The 22,208-nt window shown below is 68.8% G+C and carries 16 protein-coding genes; 7 read left to right on the plus strand and 9 right to left on the minus strand.

What is annotated here, in order from left to right:
• Window positions 1-186: 186 nt before the first annotated feature.
• From ACWF4Z_RS22640 to ACWF4Z_RS22660, 5 genes are all read left to right on the plus strand, one after another.
• Window positions 187-567 carry a discoidin domain-containing protein gene (locus tag ACWF4Z_RS22640; RefSeq protein ID WP_452245102.1) on the plus strand — a complete coding sequence of 127 codons (381 nt, stop codon included), beginning with the start codon at window positions 187-189 and terminating at the stop codon, window positions 565-567.
• Between the two features lie 10 nt (window positions 568-577).
• A complete protein-coding gene (locus ACWF4Z_RS22645; RefSeq protein ID WP_452245103.1) occupies window positions 578-2,332 on the plus strand; it encodes a discoidin domain-containing protein in 1,755 nt (584 codons plus the stop codon).
• Between the two features lie 11 nt (window positions 2,333-2,343).
• Window positions 2,344-3,372, plus strand: a complete 1,029-nt coding sequence (locus ACWF4Z_RS22650) for a LacI family DNA-binding transcriptional regulator (protein ID WP_452245104.1) — start codon at window positions 2,344-2,346, stop codon at window positions 3,370-3,372.
• A gap of 142 nt (window positions 3,373-3,514) precedes the next feature.
• Window positions 3,515-5,713 carry a discoidin domain-containing protein gene (locus ACWF4Z_RS22655; protein WP_452245105.1) on the plus strand — a complete coding sequence of 733 codons (2,199 nt, stop codon included), beginning with the start codon at window positions 3,515-3,517 and terminating at the stop codon, window positions 5,711-5,713.
• Window positions 5,714-5,796: 83 nt separating this feature from the next.
• Window positions 5,797-6,468, plus strand: coding sequence for a GAF and ANTAR domain-containing protein (locus ACWF4Z_RS22660; RefSeq protein WP_452245106.1), 672 nt, complete (start codon window positions 5,797-5,799; stop codon window positions 6,466-6,468).
• On the opposite strand, the gene ACWF4Z_RS22665 is transcribed toward ACWF4Z_RS22660, so the two are convergent.
• Window positions 6,465-6,905 (minus strand): MarR family winged helix-turn-helix transcriptional regulator, encoded by a 441-nt coding sequence (locus ACWF4Z_RS22665; protein ID WP_452245107.1) that lies wholly within the window; start codon window positions 6,903-6,905, stop codon window positions 6,465-6,467. The genes ACWF4Z_RS22660 and ACWF4Z_RS22665 overlap by 4 nt on opposite strands.
• A 133-nt stretch (window positions 6,906-7,038) precedes the next feature.
• On the opposite strand from ACWF4Z_RS22665, the gene ACWF4Z_RS22670 reads away from it, so the two are divergent.
• Window positions 7,039-8,436, plus strand: coding sequence for an MFS transporter (locus tag ACWF4Z_RS22670; protein ID WP_452245108.1), 1,398 nt, complete (start codon window positions 7,039-7,041; stop codon window positions 8,434-8,436).
• Here ACWF4Z_RS22670 and ACWF4Z_RS22675 read toward each other — a convergent pair whose 3' ends face one another.
• Together ACWF4Z_RS22675 and ACWF4Z_RS22680 are read right to left on the minus strand one after the other, a co-directional pair.
• Window positions 8,437-9,066 (minus strand): nucleoside/nucleotide kinase family protein, encoded by a 630-nt coding sequence (locus ACWF4Z_RS22675; protein WP_452245109.1) that lies wholly within the window; start codon window positions 9,064-9,066, stop codon window positions 8,437-8,439.
• A gap of 96 nt (window positions 9,067-9,162) precedes the next feature.
• A complete protein-coding gene (locus ACWF4Z_RS22680) occupies window positions 9,163-9,849 on the minus strand; it encodes an alpha/beta fold hydrolase (protein WP_452245110.1) in 687 nt (228 codons plus the stop codon).
• 115 nt (window positions 9,850-9,964) lie between these two features.
• On the opposite strand from ACWF4Z_RS22680, the gene ACWF4Z_RS22685 reads away from it, so the two are divergent.
• Window positions 9,965-12,745: an ATP-binding protein gene (locus ACWF4Z_RS22685; RefSeq protein ID WP_452245111.1), complete on the plus strand. Its 2,781-nt coding sequence runs from the start codon at window positions 9,965-9,967 to the stop codon at window positions 12,743-12,745.
• Between the two features lie 1,654 nt (window positions 12,746-14,399).
• Here ACWF4Z_RS22685 and ACWF4Z_RS22690 read toward each other — a convergent pair.
• From ACWF4Z_RS22690 to ACWF4Z_RS22715, 6 genes are all read right to left on the minus strand, one after another.
• Window positions 14,400-15,029: a VOC family protein gene (locus ACWF4Z_RS22690; protein ID WP_452245112.1), complete on the minus strand. Its 630-nt coding sequence runs from the start codon at window positions 15,027-15,029 to the stop codon at window positions 14,400-14,402.
• A gap of 176 nt (window positions 15,030-15,205) precedes the next feature.
• Window positions 15,206-17,923 carry an ATP-binding protein gene (locus ACWF4Z_RS22695; protein WP_452245113.1) on the minus strand — a complete coding sequence of 906 codons (2,718 nt, stop codon included), beginning with the start codon at window positions 17,921-17,923 and terminating at the stop codon, window positions 15,206-15,208.
• 42 nt (window positions 17,924-17,965) lie between these two features.
• Entirely contained in the window at window positions 17,966-19,186 is a 1,221-nt protein-coding gene (locus tag ACWF4Z_RS22700; RefSeq protein ID WP_452245114.1) for an MFS transporter, read from the minus strand.
• Window positions 19,186-20,796 (minus strand): RecQ family ATP-dependent DNA helicase, encoded by a 1,611-nt coding sequence (locus ACWF4Z_RS22705; RefSeq protein ID WP_452245115.1) that lies wholly within the window; start codon window positions 20,794-20,796, stop codon window positions 19,186-19,188. Before ACWF4Z_RS22705 ends, ACWF4Z_RS22700 begins: the two co-directional genes overlap by 1 nt.
• Before the next feature lie 37 nt (window positions 20,797-20,833).
• On the minus strand, window positions 20,834-21,487 hold the full coding sequence (locus ACWF4Z_RS22710; RefSeq protein ID WP_452245116.1) for a DNA-3-methyladenine glycosylase family protein: 654 nt from the start codon (window positions 21,485-21,487) through the stop codon (window positions 20,834-20,836).
• A gap of 4 nt (window positions 21,488-21,491) precedes the next feature.
• The gene (locus tag ACWF4Z_RS22715) at window positions 21,492-21,977 is read right to left on the minus strand and encodes an AAA family ATPase (RefSeq protein WP_452245117.1); all 486 of its coding nucleotides are present in this window, start codon (window positions 21,975-21,977) and stop codon (window positions 21,492-21,494) included.
• Between the last annotated feature and the right edge of the window lie 231 nt (window positions 21,978-22,208).

Genomic DNA, 22,208 nt, shown 5'->3' on the forward strand with positions numbered 1-22,208 from the left:
GCGGGAGAGCGCTCTCTGGGACACCTTGATCCGGTCCACCGTTCGTGTCAACACCTGAGGAGTTCCGGAACCGACTGAGCGTGACCAGGCCGTAACAAGGTATTGACAGCGCGGGAATCCGGCGGCGACCATCGGTCCGTGAGAGAGCGCTCTCCCAGTCTCTCTCCACTGAAGGAGTTCGCCCAGATGAAGCTCCGAAGTCCGCACAGGACGGTCGCCGTGCTGGTCGCGGCAGGCCTGTTCCTCCTTGGCAATCTGGTCCTGCTGACCGAGCCGGCGCAGGCCGCAACCCTGCTGTCACAGGGGAAACCGGTGACGGCCTCGTCCGCCGAAGGCGCCGGTACCCCGGCGACCGCAGCCGTGGACGGTGACCTCGGCACCCGATGGTCGAGCACGTTCGCGGATCCGCAATGGCTGCAGGTGGATCTGGGTGCGACGGCGACCGTCGACCAGATCGTGCTGCGCTGGGAGGCGGCGTACGCGACCGCCTATCGGGTCGAGGTGTCCGCCAACGGTCAGCAATTGGAACCCGATCTACAGCACCACCACCGGACATGGCGGTACTGAGACCCTCGCAGTGAACGGCTCCGGCCGGTACGTGCGTTTCTACGGCACCCAGCGCGTGGGCGGCTACGGCTACTCGCTGTGGGAGTTCCAGGTGTATGGCACGCCGGGCGACAGCGGTCCGCCGCAGGGCTCCGGCACGGTCCACGTCGCCGGCACCCAGGGCAATTGGCAGCTGCTCGTGAACAACGCGCCCTGGGTCGTCAAAGGCCTGACTTGGGGGCCGCCGGCAACGGAAGCCGCGCAACGCCTGCCCGAGTTGAAATCGATCGGAGTCAACACCGTCCGGACGTGGGGGACCGATGCGAGCTCCAAGCCGCTCTTCGACGCCGCGGCCGCGAACGGCATGCGGGTCGTCGCCGGTTACTGGCTCCAACCTGGTGGTGGGCCTGGTAGCGGCGGTTGCGTCAACTACGTCACCGACACCAACTACAAGTCCACGATGCTTGGCGAGATCCAGCGCTGGACAACCGAGTACAAGGACAACCAAGGCGTTCTGCTCTGGAACGTCGGCAACGAGTCCGTCCTCGGTCTGCAGAACTGCTTCTCCGGCACCGAGCTCGAGAATCAGCGGATCGCGTACGCCACCTTCGTGAACGACGCGGCCAAGGCGATCCACGCCATCGACCCGAACCATCCGGTCACCTCGACCGATGCGTGGACGGGCGCCTGGCCGTACTTCGCCCGCTACTCGCCGGATCTCGACCTGCTGGCGGTCAACTCGTACGGGCACGTCTGCCAGGTCAAGCAGGACTGGATCGACGGCCACTACACCAAGCCGTACATCCTCACCGAGGGCGGACCGGCCGGTGAATGGGAGGTCCCGAACGACGCGAACGGCGTACCGAATCAGCCGACCGACCTGCAGAAGCGCGACGGCTACACACAGGCGTGGAACTGCATCGCCGGCCACGCGGGCGTCGCGCTCGGCGCCACGCTGTTCCACTACGGCTCCGAGAACGACTTCGGTGCGGTCTGGTTCAACATCACGCCGGGTAATGAGAAAAGCCTTGCCTATTACGCGATCCGGCAGGCGTACGGCGGTCCGTCCGGTGGCAACACGCCACCGGTCATCACGAACATGACCCTGAGCCGGACCACCGACGTACCGGCCGGCGGGACCATCTCCGTCGCTGTCGCCGTCACTGATCCCAACGGGGATCCGCTCACGCACGAGTTCAAGGTCGGTGGGAAGTACGTCGACGGCAGCGGCGCGCTCGTGACCACGCCGTCGAGCGGCAACGGTCCGTTCACGGTCACGGTTCCCCAGCGGCTCGGCGTGTGGAAGCTGTACGACTATGTGCGCGACGGGCATGGGAACGTCGGGATCGAGACTCGCTCGTTCCGGGTGGTCGCACCGCCGGTCGAAGGGACGAACATCGCGCGCGGGCGTCCGGTGACTGCGTCGTCGTACCAGCAGGTCGGCAACGGCGCGCCGTACCCGCCGTCGAATGTGACGGACGGGAACGCGACGACGCGCTGGGCCAGTGACTGGTCGGATCCGCAGTGGGTGCAGGTGGATCTCGGGCAGGTGACATCGTTCGATCGGATCCAGCTGATCTGGGAGAGCGCCTTCGCGCGGGCCTACCGGATCGAGGTGTCGGACGACGGGAACGCGTGGCGACCACTGTTCAGTGCGGCCGACGGGAACGGCGATGTCGATGACGTGACCGTTGGTGGGTCCGGACGGTTTGTCCGGTTGACTGGGACCCAGCGGGGGACCGGATTCGGCTATTCGCTGTACGAGTTCGGCATTTACAAACGCTGAGAAGGGGTGAGATGACGCAACGGGCACTTCGCCGTACGCCGACCTTGGAGGACGTGGCCAGGGCGGCGGGGGTGTCGCGCGCCACCGTGTCCCGGGTGGTGAACGGGATCGCCACGGTCAACCCGAGCATCCGGTCCGCCGTCACGAAGGCGATCGAGTCCACCGGGTACATCCCGAACGCCGCGGCCCGGACGCTGGTGAACCGGCGTTCGGGCACGGTGGCCCTGGTGATCTCAGGATCCGACGGGTCGGCCGACCAGATCTTCGGTGATCCGTTCTTCGGGCGGATCACCGGGGGAGTGGTGCGGCACCTGCGATCGCAGGCGATGCACCCGACGCTGATGCTGGCCGACTCCGACGACGCCCGCCGGGAGGCGGTCGACTTCGTCCGGCGCGGTAACGCCGACGGTGCGTTGCTGGTCTCGACTCATGCGGAGGATCCGTTGCCACAGCTGTTCGTGGATGCGGGGATCCCGGCCGTGCTGTTCGCGCGGCCGGGGGTCCCGGTGCCGATCAGCTTCGTCGATCTCGCGCACGAGGCCGGCGCCGCGCTGGCCGCCGAGCGGCTGGCGGATCGGGGGTGCCGGCGGGTCGCGACGATCGCCGGCCCGGCCGATCTCCCGGCCGCGAACGACCGGCTGGCGGGCTTCCAGCGAGCGATGGAACGGCATGGAGTCCCGTACGTGGATGTTGTCCGAGGCAACTTCACGACCGAGAGCGGTGAGCGGGCGATGACGGAGCTGCTCGAGCTGGCGCCCGACGTCGACGGGATCTTCGCCGCGAACGACCTGATGGCGATCGGCGCGCTTCGGGTGCTGCACGACCACGGCCGCGCGGTGCCCGACGACGTGGCCCTGATCGGCTTCGACGACAGCGAACCGGCCCGGTTGGCCCGGCCACGTTTGACGACGGTTGCCCAGCCGGTCGAGGAGATGGCCGCTCGGATGACCACCATCCTGCTGGACCAGTTGGCCAACCCTGACATCGGTCTCACCTCAGTCGTCTTCGACCCGGAACTCGTCGTCCGCGAGTCTGCCTAAGACCCGCCTGACGGTTCCGGAACAGTTCCGGAACCGCAGGCGGCTCGTGGTCCCTTGACAGTCACAGGCAGGGTGACCACTCTGCTTGAGAGCGCTCTCTCAGTGCCACTTCAGGCCCCGCCCCTACTGATTGGTCTCGTCCATGTCCTCAAAACTCTTACGTTGTTTCGCTGCCCTGATACTTGTTGCCGCCGGCATCGGTTCTGGTGAGACCGTTGCCGCTGCAGCCGGTTGTGGTACGTCGAACGTCGCGTTGAACCGCCCCGCCACCGCGTCGTCGACGGAGAACGCCGGTACGCCCGCCTCGGCCGCGGTCGACGGCAACACCGGAACCCGCTGGTCCAGTGCCTTCTCCGATCCGCAGTGGCTGCAGGTCGATCTCGGCTCGACCACCTCGGTCTGCCAGATCTCGTTGAGCTGGGAGGCGGCGTACGGAAAGGCCTTCCGGATCGAGCTGTCCGACAATGCGACCAGCTGGAACCAGATCTACTCGACGACCACCGGCGCAGGTGGCTCGCAGACGCTGGACGTCACCGGCAGCGGTCGATACCTGCGGATCACCGGGACGCAGCGCGGCACTGGTTACGGCTACTCGCTCTGGGAGGTTGCGGTGCACAGCACGGACGGCGGCACGGGACCGGTGATTCCGCCGACGGATCCGGCGAATCCCGACTTCGGGCCGAACGTCTTCGTGTTCAGCCCGAGCACGCCCCAAGCCGACATGCAGAACCGGTTGAACCAGATCGCGAACGAGATGCACACCAACCAGTTCGGCACCCAGCGATACGCCGCACTGTGGAAGCCCGGCAACTACACGGCCGACGTGAACCTCGGCTTCTATACCCAGGTCGCCGGTCTCGGCCTGTCGCCGGACGACGTGAACCTCAACGGCCACGTCCGCGTCGAGGCGGACTGGCTGCAACAGGGCGACAACCCGAACAACAAGGGCAACGCCACCCAGAACTTCTGGCGCTCCGCCGAGAACCTGTCGGTCACCACCCCGGCCGGCCAGATCGAACGGTGGGCCGTCTCGCAGGCAGCGCCGTACCGGCGGATGCACCTGAAGGGCGCGCCGGAGATCCAGCTCTGGAACGGCGGCGACGGCTGGGCCAGCGGTGGTCTCTTCGCGGACACCAAGATCGATCACACCGTCGTGTCCGGATCCCAGCAGCAGTTCATGTCGCGCAACTCCGAGTTCGGCGGCTGGAACGGCTCGGTCTGGAACATGGTGTTCGTCGGTACGACGGGCACCCCGCCGCAGAACTTCCCGAACCCTTCGCACACGGTGGTCGGCCAGACCCCGAAGATCCGGGAGAAGCCCTTCCTGTACGTCGATGCCGCCGGCAAGTACAACGTGTTCGTCCCGGCCGTGCGGACGAACGCGGTCGGCACCAGTTGGTCGCAGGGACCGGCCGCCGGATCGTCGATCAGCCTCGCCGACTTCTACGTGGTCAAGCCCGGCGCGACCACCGAGACGATCAACGCCGCGCTGGATCAGGGCAAGCACCTGCTCTTCACGCCCGGCGTCTATCACCTCAGCGACACGATCCGGGTGAACCGGGCGAACACCGTCGTACTCGGGCTTGGTCTTGCCACGCTCATCCCGGACACCGGTCAGGCCGCGATCAGCGTTGCGGACGTCGACGGCGTGAAGCTCGCCGGCCTGCTCGTCGACGCGGGCCCGGTCAACTCGCCGGTGCTGATCCAGATCGGCCCGGTGGGCTCGACCGCGAGCCACGCGGCGAACCCGACCTCGCTGCACGACGTCTTCGCACGCATCGGTGGCGCCCACGTGGGCAAGGCGACCGTGAGTCTGCAGGTGAACAGCAACGACGTGATCGGCGACCACCTGTGGCTGTGGCGCGGCGACCACGGCGACGGCGTCGGCTGGAACGTCAACACGGCCGCCAACGGGTTGGTTGTCAACGGCAACAACGTGACGATGTACGGGCTCTTCGTCGAGCACTTCCAGCAGTACGAGACCTTGTGGAACGGCAACGGCGGCCGCACGTACTTCTACCAGAACGAGTTCCCGTACGACGTTCCCGACCAGGCGTCGTGGTCCAGCGGCGGCGGCAACCAGGGGTGGGCGGCGTACAAGGTTGCGGACAACGTCACGTCCCACGAGGCCTGGGGAGTGGGCAGCTACTGCTTCTTCAGCCCGAACACCTCCATCGTCGCCTCGCGATCCTTCGAGGTGCCCAACACGCCGAACGTGCGCTTCCATGACCTTGTCTCGGTCTCCTTGGGTGGCGTCGGCACGATCAACAATGTCATCAACAACACCGGCGGCGTCGCCAACGCCGCGAACCAGCAGCGATACTTGGTCAGCTACCCCTGACCGTGTCCGAGTACGGCGCCCAGTCGGCGCCGTACTCGGTCCGCCGAGGTTCGCTCCTGCCTCGCGGGGGTACCGGTGAGGGAATGAGTGACGACCGACTCGTGGACCTGGCCCAGCGCCTGGCTACGACGCTGACACCCGGCGACCTCGACCACACGCTGAGTCGTATTACGACCGCGGCGGTCGAGGTGCTGCCGGAGGTCGACTACGCGAGCATCACGATCCTGCACGCGGGGGACCGACTGGAGACGATCGCGCCGACCGACGAACTGCTCTGGGGCGTCGATGCCGCGCAGTACGAACTGCACGAGGGTCCCTGCTACTCGGCCGCGGCCGAGACCGTGCATGTCTCCTCGCCCGATCTCGCTCATGACGAGCGCTTCGCCCGGTACGCCGTGACCGCGGTGGCGGCCGGATTACGGGCGCAGGCGGCCGTGCGGCTGTTCGACGCGCCGAAGTCGCGCGGCGCGCTGAACCTGTACGCCCACGAGGTCGGCTCGTTCAGCGACCTCGGCGCGATCGGCGAGCTGTTCCGGCATCAGGCCGCGATGGCGATCGACTATGCCCGCGAGATCCACAACCTGCGGGAGGCCGTCCGGACCCGCACGACCATCGGCACCGCGGTCGGCATCGTGATGGAGCGCTACCAAATGACCGACGAGCGAGCGTTCGCCTTCCTCACCCGGGTCTCCCAGGACGGCAACATCAAGCTCCGAGAAGTTGCGGAGCACCTGATCGCGGACCGTAAGCCTTAGCTGTCGGCGAGGCGTTCCATGATCTCGGCGGCCTCGGCGAGGGTACGGCGTTCGTCGGCCGTGGCGTGGTCCTGGATCGCGACCTCGAGCCAGGCCGCGCGGACGGCCGGGATGGTGGTGATGAGCTCGCGGCCCGCGTCGGTCATCGAGATCAGGGTCTTGCGGCCGTCGGTGGGGTCGGGATCGCTGGTCAGGAACCCCTCCGCGCGCAGGATGGCGACGGTCTCGGCCATCGACTGAGGACGGACGTGTTCGGCCGCCGCGAGCGCGCTCACGGTGGTCGCGCCCTCGGTCTCGATCCGCTTCAGGATGGTGATCTGCGACCACGTCCAGCGCCGGTCCGAGGGCGCGGATTCGGCCCGCAGCCGGGTGCGGAGCCGGGTCATCGCGGGCGCGAGCCGGCGCGCGACCTCTCCGGCCGCCGGTGTCGTCGTCATGCACAGAACCCTAGCGTCGCCGGACCGATCACTCGCGGAATAGACAGGCTGCCTGTATAGTTTAGACAGGCAACCTGTTCAGGCGGCCTGGCTAGTGCCACCGCCACCTCGTCCCTAGAGGAGACACCCTCCCGTGTCGACACCTACTGATGCCCGCGAGCTGCTCCCGGCCGGCGCGAAGGCGTTCTCGCCGCGGTTCGTCACGCCGCTGTTCATCAGTTCCGCGCTCAATCCGATCAACAGCTCGCTGATCGCGACCGCGCTGGTGCCGATCGCGCGTGCGATGGGTGTCGCGGTCGGGGCGACGGCCGTCCTGGTCTCAGCGCTGTACCTGGCCTGCTCGATCGCCCAGCCGACGGCCGGGAAACTGGCCGAGCAGCTCGGCCCACGCCGGGTCTTCCTGGTCGGCATCGTGCTGGTCCTCCTGGGCGGAGTCCTCGGCGGACTCGCGCAGAACCTGGCGACCCTGACCGTCTCACGAGTCCTGATCGGGATCGGTACCTCGGCCGGCTATCCCGCCGCGATGGTGATCATCCGTCGCCGTTCGCTGGCAGCCGGTCTGAGCGAACCGCCCGGCGGCGTGCTGGGCGGGCTCACGATCGCGGGCACGATCACGATCGCGGTCGGCCCGCCGATCGGTGGTTTGCTCGTCGGGTTCTTCGGTTGGCGCTCGGCGTTCCTCGTCAATATCCCGGTCACGCTGATCGCGCTGGCCTTCACGCTCGCCTGGATCCCGCGGGATGCTCCGCTGATACACCGACCACTGCGGGAGTTGGCTCGCCTGATCGACGTCACCGGGATCGTGCTGTTCGGCGGCACGATGAGCGCTCTACTGGTGTTCCTGCTGTCGCTCCCGAGCCCCAACTGGATCCCGCTCGGCATCGCGACCGTGGTCGGCGCCGTACTCGTGTGGTGGGAATTGCGCACGGCGACGCCGTTCATCGACATGCGGTTGCTCGTCTCGAACCTGGCGCTGACCCGCACCTACCTACGCAGCGCACTCACGCTGCTGGCCACCTACACCGTCCTGTACGGCGTGACCCAGTGGATGCAGGCCGGACACGGACTGTCCCCGGAGGTGGCAGGTCTCGTGCTGTTGCCGATGGGCGTCGTCGCCGCGGTGATCGCGCGGCCGGTGTCGAAGCGCAACCTCGTCCGCGGACCGCTGATCATCGGTTCCGCCAGTCTGCTGCTCGCCTCCGGGGCGGTCGCGCTGCTCACCTCGTCGACGCCGGTTCTGCTGATTGTCGCCGTCACGCTGCTCTTCGCGATCACGCTCGGCGCAACCGCAGTCAGCAACCAGACCGCGCTGTACGTCCAGGCGCCGGCTGAGCATGTCGGCACCGCCGCCGGTCTGTTTCGTACCTTCAGCTACCTGGGCTCGATCGCGTCGTCGATCATCACCGGCGTCGTCTTCCGGCACGAGGTCACCGACGGCGGCCTGCACCTGGTCGCGGCGATCTTGGCCGGCGTCAGCGTCGTTGTCATCGGGCTCACCGTCTTCGACCGGAGCCTGAAGGCACGCGACTGATCACGGCCGCAGGATGAGGTCTGCGTTGTGGGCCGAGGCGGCGACGGCGTCCGCGTTGCGCTGGTCGGTGCCTTCGGCCCACTCGCGGGCGGCGGCAGGGGTCTTGTCGTACGCGATGTGTCGCGCGATCAGCCGCTCGAGTCGTACGGCGTCGTCGAGCCGGAGGTACCACGCGGCGTCGAGGAGTTCACGGACCTGGTCCCACGGCGGGGTGTCCAGGAGGAGGTAGTTGCCCTCGGTCACGACGATCGGGGTCTCGGGCGGGATCGCGATGCTGGATCCGATCGGTTCTTCGATCTCCCGGACGAACGTGGGCGCGTACACGACATCGGCCTCGGGTGTCCGCAGTCGTCGCAGCAGAGCGACGTACCCGGCCGCGTCGAAGGTGTCCGGCGCACCCTTGCGATCGCGACGCTCCAGGGATTCGAGGACGGCGTTGCTGAGATGGAAGCCGTCCATCGGCACCAGCACCGCGTCGGATCCGAGCTCGTCCACCAGCGCAGCGGCGACCGTGCTCTTCCCGGCGCCAGGTGCTCCGGCGATGCCGACGATCGTACGGCGGGAGCCGGCCGCGAGTCGTCGTACCCGGTCCGCGAGCGACTCGATCGAGCCGAGGGCAACCTCCGTCATCGGCGCTCCCTTTCGCGATGGGTCCGGACGGAGCGAACCTATCGCCTCGCGCGGGTTGGGGAGCTCGGCACCCGAGTCCCCAACCCCGAGCGCGCGTCAGCTGAGGGAGTCGACCGCGGCGTTGATGAGGTCGGCGACGGCCTGCGGCTGGGAGACGTACACCGAGTGGCTGCCGGCGACCTCGCGGACGGTCGCACCGGCGCGTTCGGCCATCTGGCGCTGGGCCGGCGGCGGGATCATGTGGTCGTCGGCGGCGACGAGGTACCAGGACGGCTTCGAGCGCCAGCCGGGCTCGGTGACCGCGCCACCGAGGGCGTCGACGCCCCACGGCACCTGCGAGTCGGCCATGAACGCGGCCTCGTCGGCGGGGAGGTCACCGGCGAACGACTCGTGGAACTTGTCCCGGTCCAGGAAGAGCAGGTCGTCCTTGGGCGGCAGGATCGGCGGCACCGGCGCACCCGGGGGCGGGTCGGCGATCAGCGTGTTGACGGACTCGCCCTTGTCCGGGGCGAACGCCGCGATGTAGACGAGTCCGGCGACGCGCGAGTCGCTGCCGGTCTCGGTGATGACGACACCGCCGTACGAGTGACCGACGAGGACCGCGGGGCCGTCGAGCTCGTCGAGCAGGTGCTTGGTCGCGGCCACGTCGCCCTCGAGCGACTGGGTCGGGTTCTGGACGACGCGAACCGTGCGGCCCGCGGCGCGGAGCCGGTCGTACACGCCGCGCCAGCCGGAGCCGTCGACGAATCCGCCGTGGATGAGGAGCACTGTCGGTTGAGTCATGGCGTTTCTCCAAGGGTCGGTCTGTATGGCTGTGACGCTACGTGTGGGATCGCTCTCACCGCTGTCGGGAAAACCCTCGACACTCTCTGGTCAGACCCTCGATCAGGGTCACGGGGTGACGGATGATGTCCCGGTGGACGAGGTGACTGCGGCCAACTACGGCCTGTTCGGGCGCGAGGACGCTGTGCGAGTTGTGCGGGACGTGCTCGATGGCGGCGGCAGCATGGTGGTGACCGGGGAGCCCGGTCTCGGCAAGAGCAGCCTGCTGAAGGTGGCCGATCAGCTGGCCCAGCGCCGGGGTCGCAGGGTGCTCTCCGTCTCGCCGACGCAGTTCGACCGCGGTCTGCCGTTCGCGGGACTGGCCGAGCTGGTGAGTCAGACCCCGGACGACCGGCTTCCTGGACCGCAGCGGCGCGCGCTTGCCGTGGCGCTGCAGCGCGCCGAGCCGGACGACCACGAGGTCGACGCCCTGGCCGTGCCGCTCGCGGTCCGGACGTTGTTGACGCAGCTGGGTGAGGACGAGCCGGTGACGCTGATCATCGACGACGTGCAGTGGATGGATCCGGCGAGCATCGGCAGCCTCGCTTTCGCCTTGCGCAGCGTCGATCCCGGCCGGGTGAGTGTCCTGGTCGGCACGCGACCTGATCCGGGCGCCGGCAACGACCTGATCCGGATCCTGGCCGAACCGCGGCACGACCTCACGCTCGAGCCCTTGCCGGACTGGGCGATCGGGAATCTGCTCCGCAAGCGGCTGGGGCCGCGATGGACGCCGCCGATGAGCGCCGGGGTGGCGCGCGCCAGCGGCGGGAACCCGTTCCTGGCCTTGATGATCGCGCTGGCGATGCAGTCCGATCTGTCCAAGTGGCGCTGGAGTGCCCAGCAGGGTCAGGATCCGATCTTTCCCATTCCGCCGAGCCTTACGGGCCTGCTCGCGGAGAAGGTCTCGCTGCTGCCGAAGACCGCTCGCGAGGTCCTGCTGCTGGTGTCCGCGGCCGGGCGGCTCACGGTTGCGCAGTTGCAGCGGATCGAGGAGGAGGCTCGGCTTCGCTCAGCACTCGAGGCCGCGAGCGACTGGGATATCGCCAGGGTCGGGGCGGGCGCGGTGGTCCAGTTCACCCACCCGCTGCTGGCATCGGCCCTGTACGACGGAGCCGCGCCGGACGAGCGTCGTCGTACGCACCGGATCCTCGCCGACAAGCTCGAGGATCCGGTCGAACGCGCCCGCCACCGCTCGAAGTCCATCGTCGCCCCCGACGACAGCGCCGCCGACGAATTGGAACGCGCAGCCGAGATCTCCCGGAGTCGCGGTGCCCAGCAGTTGGCCGGCGAGTTGCTGGAAGGTGCGGCGCTGGCGACTCCGACCGATGTCGAGACCGCCGGGAGTTTCCGGCGGTGGCTGTTGGCCGTGGATACCTATCTCGGCGCGGGCGATGGGTTGGCGGCGCAGGTCGCGCTGGAGCAGGGCTCTGCGCTCGCGGCGTCACCCGAGGAGCGTGCCCAGGTCTTGCTGCGGCAGGGGTTGTTGACCAGCGACCTGATTGGCGCCCGATCCCGGTTCGAGGACGCCTTCGAGATCGCGCCGGCCGGCAGCGAGGTCCGGGCCGAGGTTTTGCTGAAGCTCAGCGACTACCACCGGATGGAGGGCCACGGCGAGATCTCGATGCGGTTCAACCGGCTCGCGCTGGACGAGGTGATCGCGCTCGGACGACCGGACCTCCAACTCATTGCGCTGAACCAGCAGCAGAGCGTCGAACGGCTGTGGGGGATGGGTGATCCGGACAACACGTTGGCCGAGATCGAACGGCTGGTCGAGAGATCGGCGCTCGAGGTCTCTGCCGCCGAATGGGCCTGGGCGCGGAGTTTCTACGCAGCCTGGAACGACGAATCCGCCGAACGGCACACCCGCGAAGGCATCGAGCGGACCGTCGCGGCCGGCCGGTACGGCGACCTCTCGAGCCTGTACATCGGCCTGATCATGAACCGGATCCGCGCATCGAAGGTGCGCGAAGCCCGGGCAGCTCTGGAAGAGGCGGATCGGGCCGGTTCCTGGGTCGGCAGCTTGGGCCTGCAGGACGCCATGGCTCACATCCTGGTCCTGGAGTACGCCGGGGACCTTGACGAAGCGCGTGAATTGGCCACGATCGCGGCGTCGCGATCACGAGAGGGCGGGGTAACGTACTGGCTGGCCGGCTTCTTGGCACAGCTCGGCTTCATCGAGACCTCGGCCCGAAACTGGCAGGCCGCGCTGGTGCCGCTGCGTGAGCTGGCGGAGATCGTCGCGAACGCGAAGCTGGTCGACCTGGAACAACTCCTCTGGCCGGTCGACTACGCCGACGCCGCACTGCAGGTCGGAGCGCTCGATGAGATCCCGGCGGCCATCGCAGTACTCCGACGCCAGGGTGAGTCGGGTCGGCGCGAGGCTGGTGTCGCTGCCGATCGCATCGACGCGTTGCTGACCGCGGCCCGAGGAGACGTGGACAAGGCCGTGATCGCGCTCCGCGAGATCGTCGATCGCAAGGGCGCCGAGAGTCCCTTCGAGGCGGCCCGGTCCCGCTTGGCGCTCGGACAGGTCTACCGCCGCGCCGGCCTCAAGGGCCTGGCCGACGAAACGCTCACCGCAGCCGCCGACTCCTTCGACGACCTAGGCATCCCCCGCTGGGCCGAACGCGCCCGCGACGACGCCGGCCGGGTGGGCCTGTACCCCAGCACCACCACCCTCACCGCCACCGAACGGCGGGTTGCCGAGCTAGTCGGATCCGGCCTCTCAAACCAGGAAGCAGCAGCCGAACTCTTCATGTCCGTGAAGACCGTCGAAGCCAACCTCACCCGCATCTACCGCAAACTAGCCGTCCGCTCCCGAACAGAACTAGCCAACCACCTCAACTCAACCCCCTGACCCAACCGACACCACTCCGCGGCGGCTGTCTTTTACCGCCTTCGGCGGGGTGCGCGAACTGCTAATACGCCCCCACCTGGTTTGCGCGACAGGATGTGGTGACGCTGTCTGCGTGAGGCCCGCTACCCGGCGGGCACGTGGTGTGGAGTGCATCGGTCACCGCTGCGCGGCGGCTGTCTTGTTGCCGCCTTCGGCGGGGCCGCGAACTGGTGTCCGGTCGCTCATCTGGTGTGCGCGACGGGGATGTGGTGTCGCGGTCTCCGGGCTGCGTGATCGTGCCAGTCGCGCCGGCGTGCCTCAAGGGCGCCTTCGGCGTCGCTGCGCGATCTTCGACCCTTGACCCACACCACCGCGACCAGGGAAGGATCGCAGCTGTCCCGGAGCCGCTCACCCGAGTGGTCGCACAGCGGATGTGATCACGGGGCGGAATCTGGTGAGGCCTTCGGTCCGTAGGGCAGGACGTGGTGAGGCTGACGATCAGGGTCGGTGTCGGGTGGGGTGATCACGGCGGAGGACATCCCCGCGAGTTGCGGGTTCTCTGCTGGTACTAGAAGGGTGAACCCGCAACTCACGAGGTTATCCCCTCGTATTGGGCCGGTTGGGAAGTGGATCGCTGTGGGGTGGCGGTCCGGGTGCCGCTGGCCAGGCCCTCGGGGCGGTCGGTCGATGACGTGGTGGGGTTGCCCCGCCCGGGCGGTGTTCATCTCATGGGTTCTCCCATGAGTTTGTCCGTTCCCCCACCGGGATTTCACCGGCGAACCGGCCATCTCGTGGGAGAACCCTCCAGGTGGTGGCCGGTCGGCGGGCCGGGGGCGGGGTGGGTCTCGGGATGTGGTCGGGTTTGTCCGGGTGGCGGGATTGGCCTGGCGGGGAAGGGGGCCGGGAGGATCTTCTACCCGCAACGGGAAGAGATCCACCCCAGTCCGCGAGTCGCGGGCTGCTGGACCGGCGGGTGGATGAATCTGCCCGGATCGCGAGATCCCGAGCCCGGGACAGCCCCTCGCGCGACTGATACGTGCACACCGATAGACCAGGACCGGCCGGTCCACCGGATTCTGCACCGAATCACTCCGAACCAGACCAGCCCGGCACCACACCGACCAACCGGATCCACATCACCTGGCTCATAGCTCCCCGCGGGATCCGCGTAGCTGCGTCTTTGCCTGGTCGCGGTGGTGTGGGTCAAGGGTCGAAGATCGCGCAGCGACGCCGTAGGCGCCCTTGACGCACGCCGCCGTGACTAGCACACTCACGCAGCGGAGACCGCGAACCACAGTTCCTCCGCAAGGACAGACCTAACCACAGTCCAGCTCATACAACCCCACCACATCTCCCGCGCCAACCGCATCAGCGCGATGACTGCAGTTCGCGCACCCGCCGAAGGCGGCAAGCGGACAGCCGGCGCGGAGCGGTGACCGCAGTGCCCGCCCCATCACATCTCCTGCGCTGACCGCGTCGGCGCGATGACACCAATCCGCGCACCCGCCGGAGGCGGCGACGGGACGGCCGCCGCGCAGCGGTGACAGGACAGCCGCGCAGCGGTGACCGCAGCGCGTGTCACCACGTCTCTCGCGCCAATCGCATTAGCGCGATGACTCCAGTTCGCGCACTCGCCGAAGGCGGCAGGGATCAGTCGCCGCGGAGCGGTGTCCGATTACTCGGGGAGTGGGGTGCCTGATTGTTCGGCGACTATGTATTCGGCGTACCAGGTTGGCCAGTTTTCGTCGTATTCGCCGCCGTGGCGTTCTTCGTGTTCGCCGTGGGCTGCGGCGGCTCTGATCAGGGCCTGGCGGAGGTCGGCTGCGGAGGCGAACGACGTGATGGTGGAGTCGACGCGGCCGGGGAGGCGGGTGGTGACCTCTTGGAGGAGCCAGGCGTTGCCGTCGGGGTCGGTGAAGGTCGCGAACGAGCCGTAGCTCGAGCCGTCGGCGGCGCGGCCTTCGACGCGGTTGCTCGAATCGTCGTGGAACTGGGCGCCGGGCGCTCCGGGGTGGAACACCTCGCTGACCTTGACGTCGTGCGCGGCGATCTCGGCGCGGGCGGCTTCGATGTCGGAGACGACGAGGTAGAGGCCGCGGGCCGATCCCGGCTCGGCCGTGGTGATGCCTGTGCCGAACTGGACCGACGCCGGTGATCCTGGCGGGGTGAACTGGACGACTCGGAAGCCGTTGTCGAAGGCGAAGTCGGCGTCCTCCCGCCAGCCGAGGTTGGCGTAGAACGCCTTCGCGGTGTCGACGTCCGAGACCGGGATGACGGTGGCTTCGAACTTGAACGGGACTTTCATCAGTTCCTCCTGTGGTGTGTGCTTCCACCAACGACTCTGGCAGCCCACCCACCCCGTCGCACCCGTGGAACACACTGGTCCGCACCTCAGCCCAAGCGAGCTCAGCCCAAACGAGCTCAGCCCGGACGAGCTCAGCCCGGACGAGCTCAGCCCAAACGAGGTCAGGTCGGACGAGGTCAGGTCAGTGCGCTGCGGAGTTGTCGGCGGGAGCGGATGCCGAGTTTGGAGAATGTCTTGCGCAGGTGCCACTCAACCGTGCGTGGGCTGATGAACAGCTGCGCCGCGATCTCGGGATTGGTCAGGCCGTCCCGGGCCAGCCCAGCGATCTGCGTCTCCTGCGCGGTCAGGTCGTTGGACGTCTCCGGCGAGCGCTTGCGTGCGGTCTCGCCGGTCGCAAGCAACTCGTGCCGAGCCCGCTCGGCGAACGCCTCGAGTCCCATCTCGGAGAACTGGTCGTGGGCCGTCCGCAGCTGGTCGCGCGCATCCACCCGCCGGCTTTCACGACGCAGCCATTCGCCGTACAGGAGATGTGCACGCGCCACCTCGACACCAAGCCGCGTCCGGCTCAGATGCTCGATCGAACGCCGGTACGCAACCTCGTCCCCGGTGAGCAACGCCCGCACCCGAGCCTCGATACCGCGCCCCCACTCGGTAGGTGTGACCTCGACCCGTTCGGTCAGCCACGCGAGCGCGCTCTCGACGAACTTCGTCTCGCCGGTCCGCGACGCGGCCTCGGCGAGTTCGCCGACGACTAGTACGCCGTACCCGGCAACGTCTTGTTCGAAGACCTGCAAGCCCGCGTCGCGGGCGACGTCGTACCGTCCGAGACCGTTGTTCAGCAGGGCTTTCGCGTACGTCGCGAACGCCGTCATCCGCCCCTGGCTGCGTGCCGTCTCGGCCCTGATGGTCTCGTCGATCAGCGTCGTCGCCGTGTGCTCGTTGCCACGGAGGGCCTCGAGCAGCAGACCGCCGTACCTGATCCGCGGGTTGCCGGTGGCAGTCGCGATCTGCCGGTCTTCCTCGATCAGCCCGGCCACCGCGGTCAGGTCGCCGGTCAGGCAGAGCAGGGTCGCACGGAAGTTGAGGGCTGCCTGTAGCTGGACGAGTGCGCCGGTCGAGCGGGCGACCCGGTCCTGGCGGAGGGCGAGCTCGTCGGCGGCATCGAAGTCCCAGAGTTCGATCGCGACGATGCCGGCCGCGCGGTCGCCGGCCAGCCAGAGCCAGCTGCCGACCTCGTCGGTGCCGATGGTCGTCCGGCGAGCCTGGTCGAGCGCCCTGGTGAGTTGCGGCGCGGCCGTCGCGTATCCGCGGGTGAAGCGCAGCGCGAGCGCCTGCAGCAACAGGTCGGCCGGCGGCGCCGAGTCGGCCGGGGGAGGAGCCGCGCCGGCCGCGAAGGCGAGGATCCCAGGTGCTTCGGGGCCGCTGGCCCAGATCGCCGCCGCCATCGCCTCGAGATAGGTCACCCGGGCTCGGTCGGGATCGTACGGATCGAGTTGCCGGGCGGCCTCGAGCAGCGTGCGCGCGGCCACCCGGGCACGTCCTTGATCGAACGCGATCTCGCCGCGCAGCCGCTCCGCCTCGGCCTCCCGCCGCGGATCCGGTGGCCCGGCGGTCACTCCGATGAGCAGGTCCAGGGCCGCGTCCAACGCGCCCGAGCCACGCTTGGCGATCGCTGCGGCCAACGCCCGGTCAGCCCGGCGGTCGGGCTCCGGAGTCAGTGCGGCCGCGCGTTCAAGGAAGGCCGCGGCTGCGAAGAACCCGCCCCGAGCCTGTGCCCGCTGCGCCGACAGCTCCAGCTCGGCCGCCACCGCTTCGTCCGGCCGCGCGGTGGCTTGAGCCCGGTGCCAGGCGCGCCGGTCCGGATCGAGTTCAGGATCGGTCACGGCGGCCAGCGCTTCGTGGACCGCCTGCCGATCCCGGGCCGTGGCCATCCGGTACGCCACGGATCGCACCAGCGGATGCCGGAACCGCACCTGCTGGCCGAAGTCGATCAAGCCCGACTCGATTGCCTCGGCCGCCGGGTCAGCGCCGAGCCCGAGTCGCTCGGCCGCGCGCCAGAGGAGGGTCGCGTCGCCGAGTGGTTCGGCCGCGGCCGTGAGCAGGAGCAGCCTGGTTTCGGCCGGCAGGACCTCGAGGCGTCGTACGAAGCTCTCCTCGATCCGGCCGGCCAGATTCCCGGCGGTCAGACCGTCGGCGAGCTCGGCGGCTGTCCAGGCGCGGGGGAGCTCGATCAAGGCCAGCGGATTGCCGCGCGTCTCGGCCACGATGCGGTCGCGGACGCGCCGATCGACCGGACCGGGAAGGACCGAATCCAGGAGGGCGCAGGCGTCGGTGTCGTTCAACCCACGGACCTCGAGCTCAGGCAGTCCGGTGAGCTCGTGGTCCATGCCGTCGCGAACCGCGAACACCATCACGACGGCCTCCGCCCCCAGCCGCCGGGCGACGAACGAGAGGATCCGCGCGGACATCCGGTCGAGCCACTGGGCATCGTCGACGACGCAGATCAACGGGTGTTTGGTGGCCGCGCCGGAGAGCAGGTTCAGTACGGCGAGCCCGGTCAGAAACCTGTCCGGAGTCGGTCCGCCGTGCAGCCCGAACGCCGTACCGAGGGCTTCGTGCTGTGGACGCGGCAGGCGATCGAGCCCGCTGAGGAACGGGCGGCACAGTTGGTGGAGTCCGGCGTACGCAAGCTCCATCTCGGACTCGATTCCGACGACGCGAGCGACCTGGCAGCTGCCCGCGCGGGCCAGGAACCCCTCCAGCAGAGCCGACTTGCCGACCCCGGCCTCACCCGTCAGCACCAGGGCACCGCTGCGACCGGTCCGCGCCTGCGCGAGGAGTCCGTCGAGAACGGCGTTCTCCCGCTCCCGGCCGCGCAGTTCACGATCGCTCATGCCCACCCCGTCGTCCGCTGGAGAGCCCAGGCTAACAACCCGTCACCGTGGTGGGAGGGGTTCGGTTCGAACAGCCAGTACGGCGAACGCCGGGACCGCGAGAGTGGTGAGGGCAGCCGGCAGGAAGAACACATGCGGAAGGCCGATCGCCGCTACGCCGAGTCCGCCGATCGCGCCGCCGACGGCCGATCCGAGCGGGATGGCGCCGAGGAAGATTCCGGACGCTGTGCCGACGCCCTCGGGGAACAATGATTGGGCGATCGAGACCCCGAGCCCGCCGACGCAGGCCCAGAGACCAGCCGTCAGAGCTTGGCCGAGGAACAACCCGCCGACCGAGGTGCTGGTCGCGTAGGCGAGGTTTCCGCACAGGCCGAGCGTCGCGCCGACGGTCATGATCCGCAGCGGCCCGAACCGATCCGCCAATCTGGCGACCAGGGGGAGAAGAAGCAGTTCGAGCAGGGGCTGGATGCCGATCACCGCACCGCGCACCGAGTCCGAGACGTGGAGCTGCTCGGCCATGTAGATCGGCAGGTAGCCGAACTTGATCGTGTCACCGGTCATCGCGAGGACGCAGACTCCGGTGAAGACGAGCAGCGGCATCAGGTGGTCGTACCGGCGCCGGCTCGCGGGTCGCGGCGGCAGCGACAGATTGTGGAACCGTTCAACCCGTTGGCGGCCGAGCGGGATCATCTGCGCGAACACGCAGACGGCGGTCGCGACCAGCAGCGCGCGCAGCCCGAAGACCCCACCGAACCAGCTGCCGAAGACCGGACCGAGGATCCAGCCGATCGTGAACGCCATCCGGATGGTGGCCACGACCCGGTTGTCGGCTGCGGTCGGGTGCCGGCTCAACTCGTCGCGGCTGGCCGCGAACAGCTGTGCCATCGACCCGCCGGCCACACTCAGCGCCAGAGTGCTGATGACGAACGGCAGCCAGACCGTGTGGGAGGCGGCCATCGCGAGCCAGCCCGCTGTGCCGACCAACGAGCACACCCGGAACCAGAGCAGCCGATCGGAACTCCGGTCCGACCATCGGCCGACCAGATAGCCGGCCACCGGCGCGGCCAGGTTTGTGACGTAGTACAGGCCGGCCACGGGCAGGGGCGCACCCAGGTTCCGGACCATGAAGAGGGTCAGCTGAGGCGTGGCGGCCGACAGACCGATGCCGGAGATCAGCAAGGCCAGGAACGCCGAGCGGTAGAAGCGCGATCCGGCAACGATGCGCAGCGCGGACTCGGGTACTGATTCTGGTCCGTCCGGCATCAGGCTTCGAGTTCGAGCAGGTGGTTGTGGGTCATGAACGCCGTACGGAGCTCTTTGTAGCCGACCCGGTCGAAGAGCACCGTCATGGTGTTGGCGGTGTAGTGCTCGACCTGGCCGGGCCCGAACGTCGGGTGCACGACCCGGGCGCCGACGGAGAACGGCTCCTCGGTCGCCGGCGGCGCGGTCCGGCCGGCGAGGTCGTTGTCGCAGTTGCCGCAGGGTCCGACGTAGTGCTCGCCGAAGTAGCTCAGCAGCCACTCGCGGCGGCAACCGCCGTACTCCGCGTACGTCGCCATCTGCTCGACCCGGGATCGTGCGACCTCACGCCGATCGTGCTCGACCGCCGACGCCGCGGCGACCGCCTTGTCGACGTCGACGTGCGGCGCGAGGCGGAAACGGTGGCCGATGGCAACCACTCGCGCGTCGGTCAGCCGGCCGAGCGCGCGTTCGACCCGCGCCGGGCTGAGGCCGCTGGCCGTGGCGAGCTCGGCGACGTCGGCCGGGTGATGCTTGTCGATCGCGTCGGCGACCGCGAGCAGGTCCGCGTCGCCGACGCCGCCGGAGGCGAAGAAGCGGTTGAGGCCGAGGTTGGCGTGCCGGTAGAAGAGCTCGATGTCGGCCGCCTGGCCGTCGCGTCCGGCGCGTCCGATCTCCTGGTAATACGCGTCGATCGAGCCCGGCGCCTCGGCATGGCTGACCCAGCGGATGCCCGGCTTGTCGATCCCCATGCCGAACGCGATCGTGGCGACGATGACCCGGCACTCGTCGGCGAGGAAGCTGTCCTGGACTTCGCGACGCTGCTTGGCCGACAGGCCGGCGTGATAGGCCCGCGCCGAGACGCCCGCGATCACCAGATCGCCGGCCAGGTCCTCGGCGTGCCGGTGGGTGGCGACGTACACGATGCCTGGTCCGCGGGAGGAACGGACGTGGCTGAGCAGGCGACGGTTCTTGGTGTCGTCGTCGGCGAAGGTGAAGACCGCGAGGTTGAGGTTCGGGCGGTCGAAGCCACCGACGACCACGGCGGGATTGCGCATGTCGAGCCGGTGGACGATCTCCTTTCGGACCGGCGGGGCGGCCGTCGCGGTCAACGCGAGGATCGGCGGCCGACCCATCGCGGTAATAGCCGTGGCGAGTCGCAGGTAGTCGGGGCGGAAGTCCTGACCCCATTCGCTGACCAGATGCGCCTCGTCGACGGCGACCAGGTGCGGACGAGACGCCGCCAGCAGATCGAGTACGTCGGCATGCGTCAGCTGCTCCGGTGACATCAACACGAACCCGGGCCGGCTGTTGGCCAGCATGTCCTTGGCCAGCTTCCGGCCGGTGGGATCGCTGGCGTTCAACTCGGCGACCTCGATACCCGCGGGATGCGCGGACAACGCGCGGAGTTGATCGCGCTGGAGTGCCACCAGCGGACTCACGACGATCGTCACGCCGCCGAGCGCGAGCCCGGCGAGCTGGTAGATCGCGGTCTTGCCGGTCCCGGTAGCGAGCACCGCGAGCGTGTCCACGCCCTCGAGCACCGACCGGACGGCTTCTTCCTGCCCCGGCCGCAACGCGTCGTACCCCAGGCGTTCCCGAGCTAGCGCGGCGATATCGGCGGGCACTCGCACATCATGCCTCACCTTGCTCGGGCCGCGCCGGGTCGTCTCAGGTTGCGTGGGAGCCTTCGTTCAGCCGCCAGAGATAGAGGCCGGCGAGCGTGCGGTACGGACTCCAGATCTGGCCGAGAGTCTCCGCCTCCTTGAGCGACGGCAGTGCGGGGAGGCCGTAGGACTTCGCGATCGCCTTGCGGATCTCGAGGTCGCCGACCGCGAGGACGTCGGGCCGCCGCAGGTGGAAGATCAGGAAGATGTCGGCGGTCCATCGGCCGATGCCCTTGATCGCGACCAGCTGGCCGATCACCTCTTCGTCGGGCAGGTCCTGCAGGCGGTCCAGCTCCAGCTCGCCGGAGATGATGTGCTCGGCGAGCGAGCGCAGCGACGTCGTCTTCGCATGCGACAGGCCGGCCGAGGTCCGCAGCTCGTCCGGGTCGTCGGCGAGCAGCTCGGCCGGGGTCGGAGGCTGACCGCCGAAACGGTCGACGAGCCGTCGGAAGATCGCGGCGGCCGAGGTGGTCGAGATGTTCTGGCCGACGATCGCCCGGACCAGTACGGCGTAGTGCCCGGTCGGGATGTTCGGGTTGGTCGGCAACGACGGATCGGTCACCATCGTCAACGGCGCCCCATCCGCGCGGACGATCCCGTCGATGACTCCGCCCAGCACCGGATCCACCCGCCCCAAATACTCCTCCGGCGTCTCCATCGGGTCAGTCTCGCACCAGCGCCAGGTCCAGGTCGGCCATGGACCGCACCCGGATCGGCTCCTCGTCGGGGGTGGGTACCTCGAAGTCGGCGAGATGCTGATCCAGTACGGCGTCCGTCACATCCTGCCGCCCACCGTCGACCCGATTGTCGGACTGCCGCCGCCGAATTGTGGCGTGATCCACGTCCAGATAGACGAGTGCGAACGCCGTACCGGCCGCCAGCGATCGCCACTGATCCCGCAACGACCGAAGCGAACTGGTGTCGTCGACAATCACGCTTCGCCCGGCATCGAACAACGCGCGAACCTCGCCCGTCGCCAGCTCATGCGTCCGGACCCATTCCTCCACCGCGATCCCGTCGCCACCCCACAGTCCCCGTCGTTCGTTGATCTCGTCGAGGCTGACAACGACCGCGTCCAGCTCTGGCGCCAGCGCCCGGGCCAGCGTGCTCTTGCCGGAGTACGCCGTACCGCACATCAGAACCAACATGCGCCGACTACACCGGACCAATCCGCCGCTGTCAAAGCAGATTCGACGCGAGCGGCCGGCCCCCCGGGGGTGCGGGGCGGCGCGGGGGGGGGGGGGGGCCGCCCCGCACCCACCGGCGGGTGCACCCCCCTTGTGGGGGGGGGGGGGGGGGGCGCGGGGGGGGGGGGGGTGGGCGCTCACGGTGCAACTGGTTGTAGTGCAACTGGTTGCATAGGTAGGGTGCGGGTATGG

Source organism: Kribbella sp. NPDC055071, from assembly GCF_053608045.1.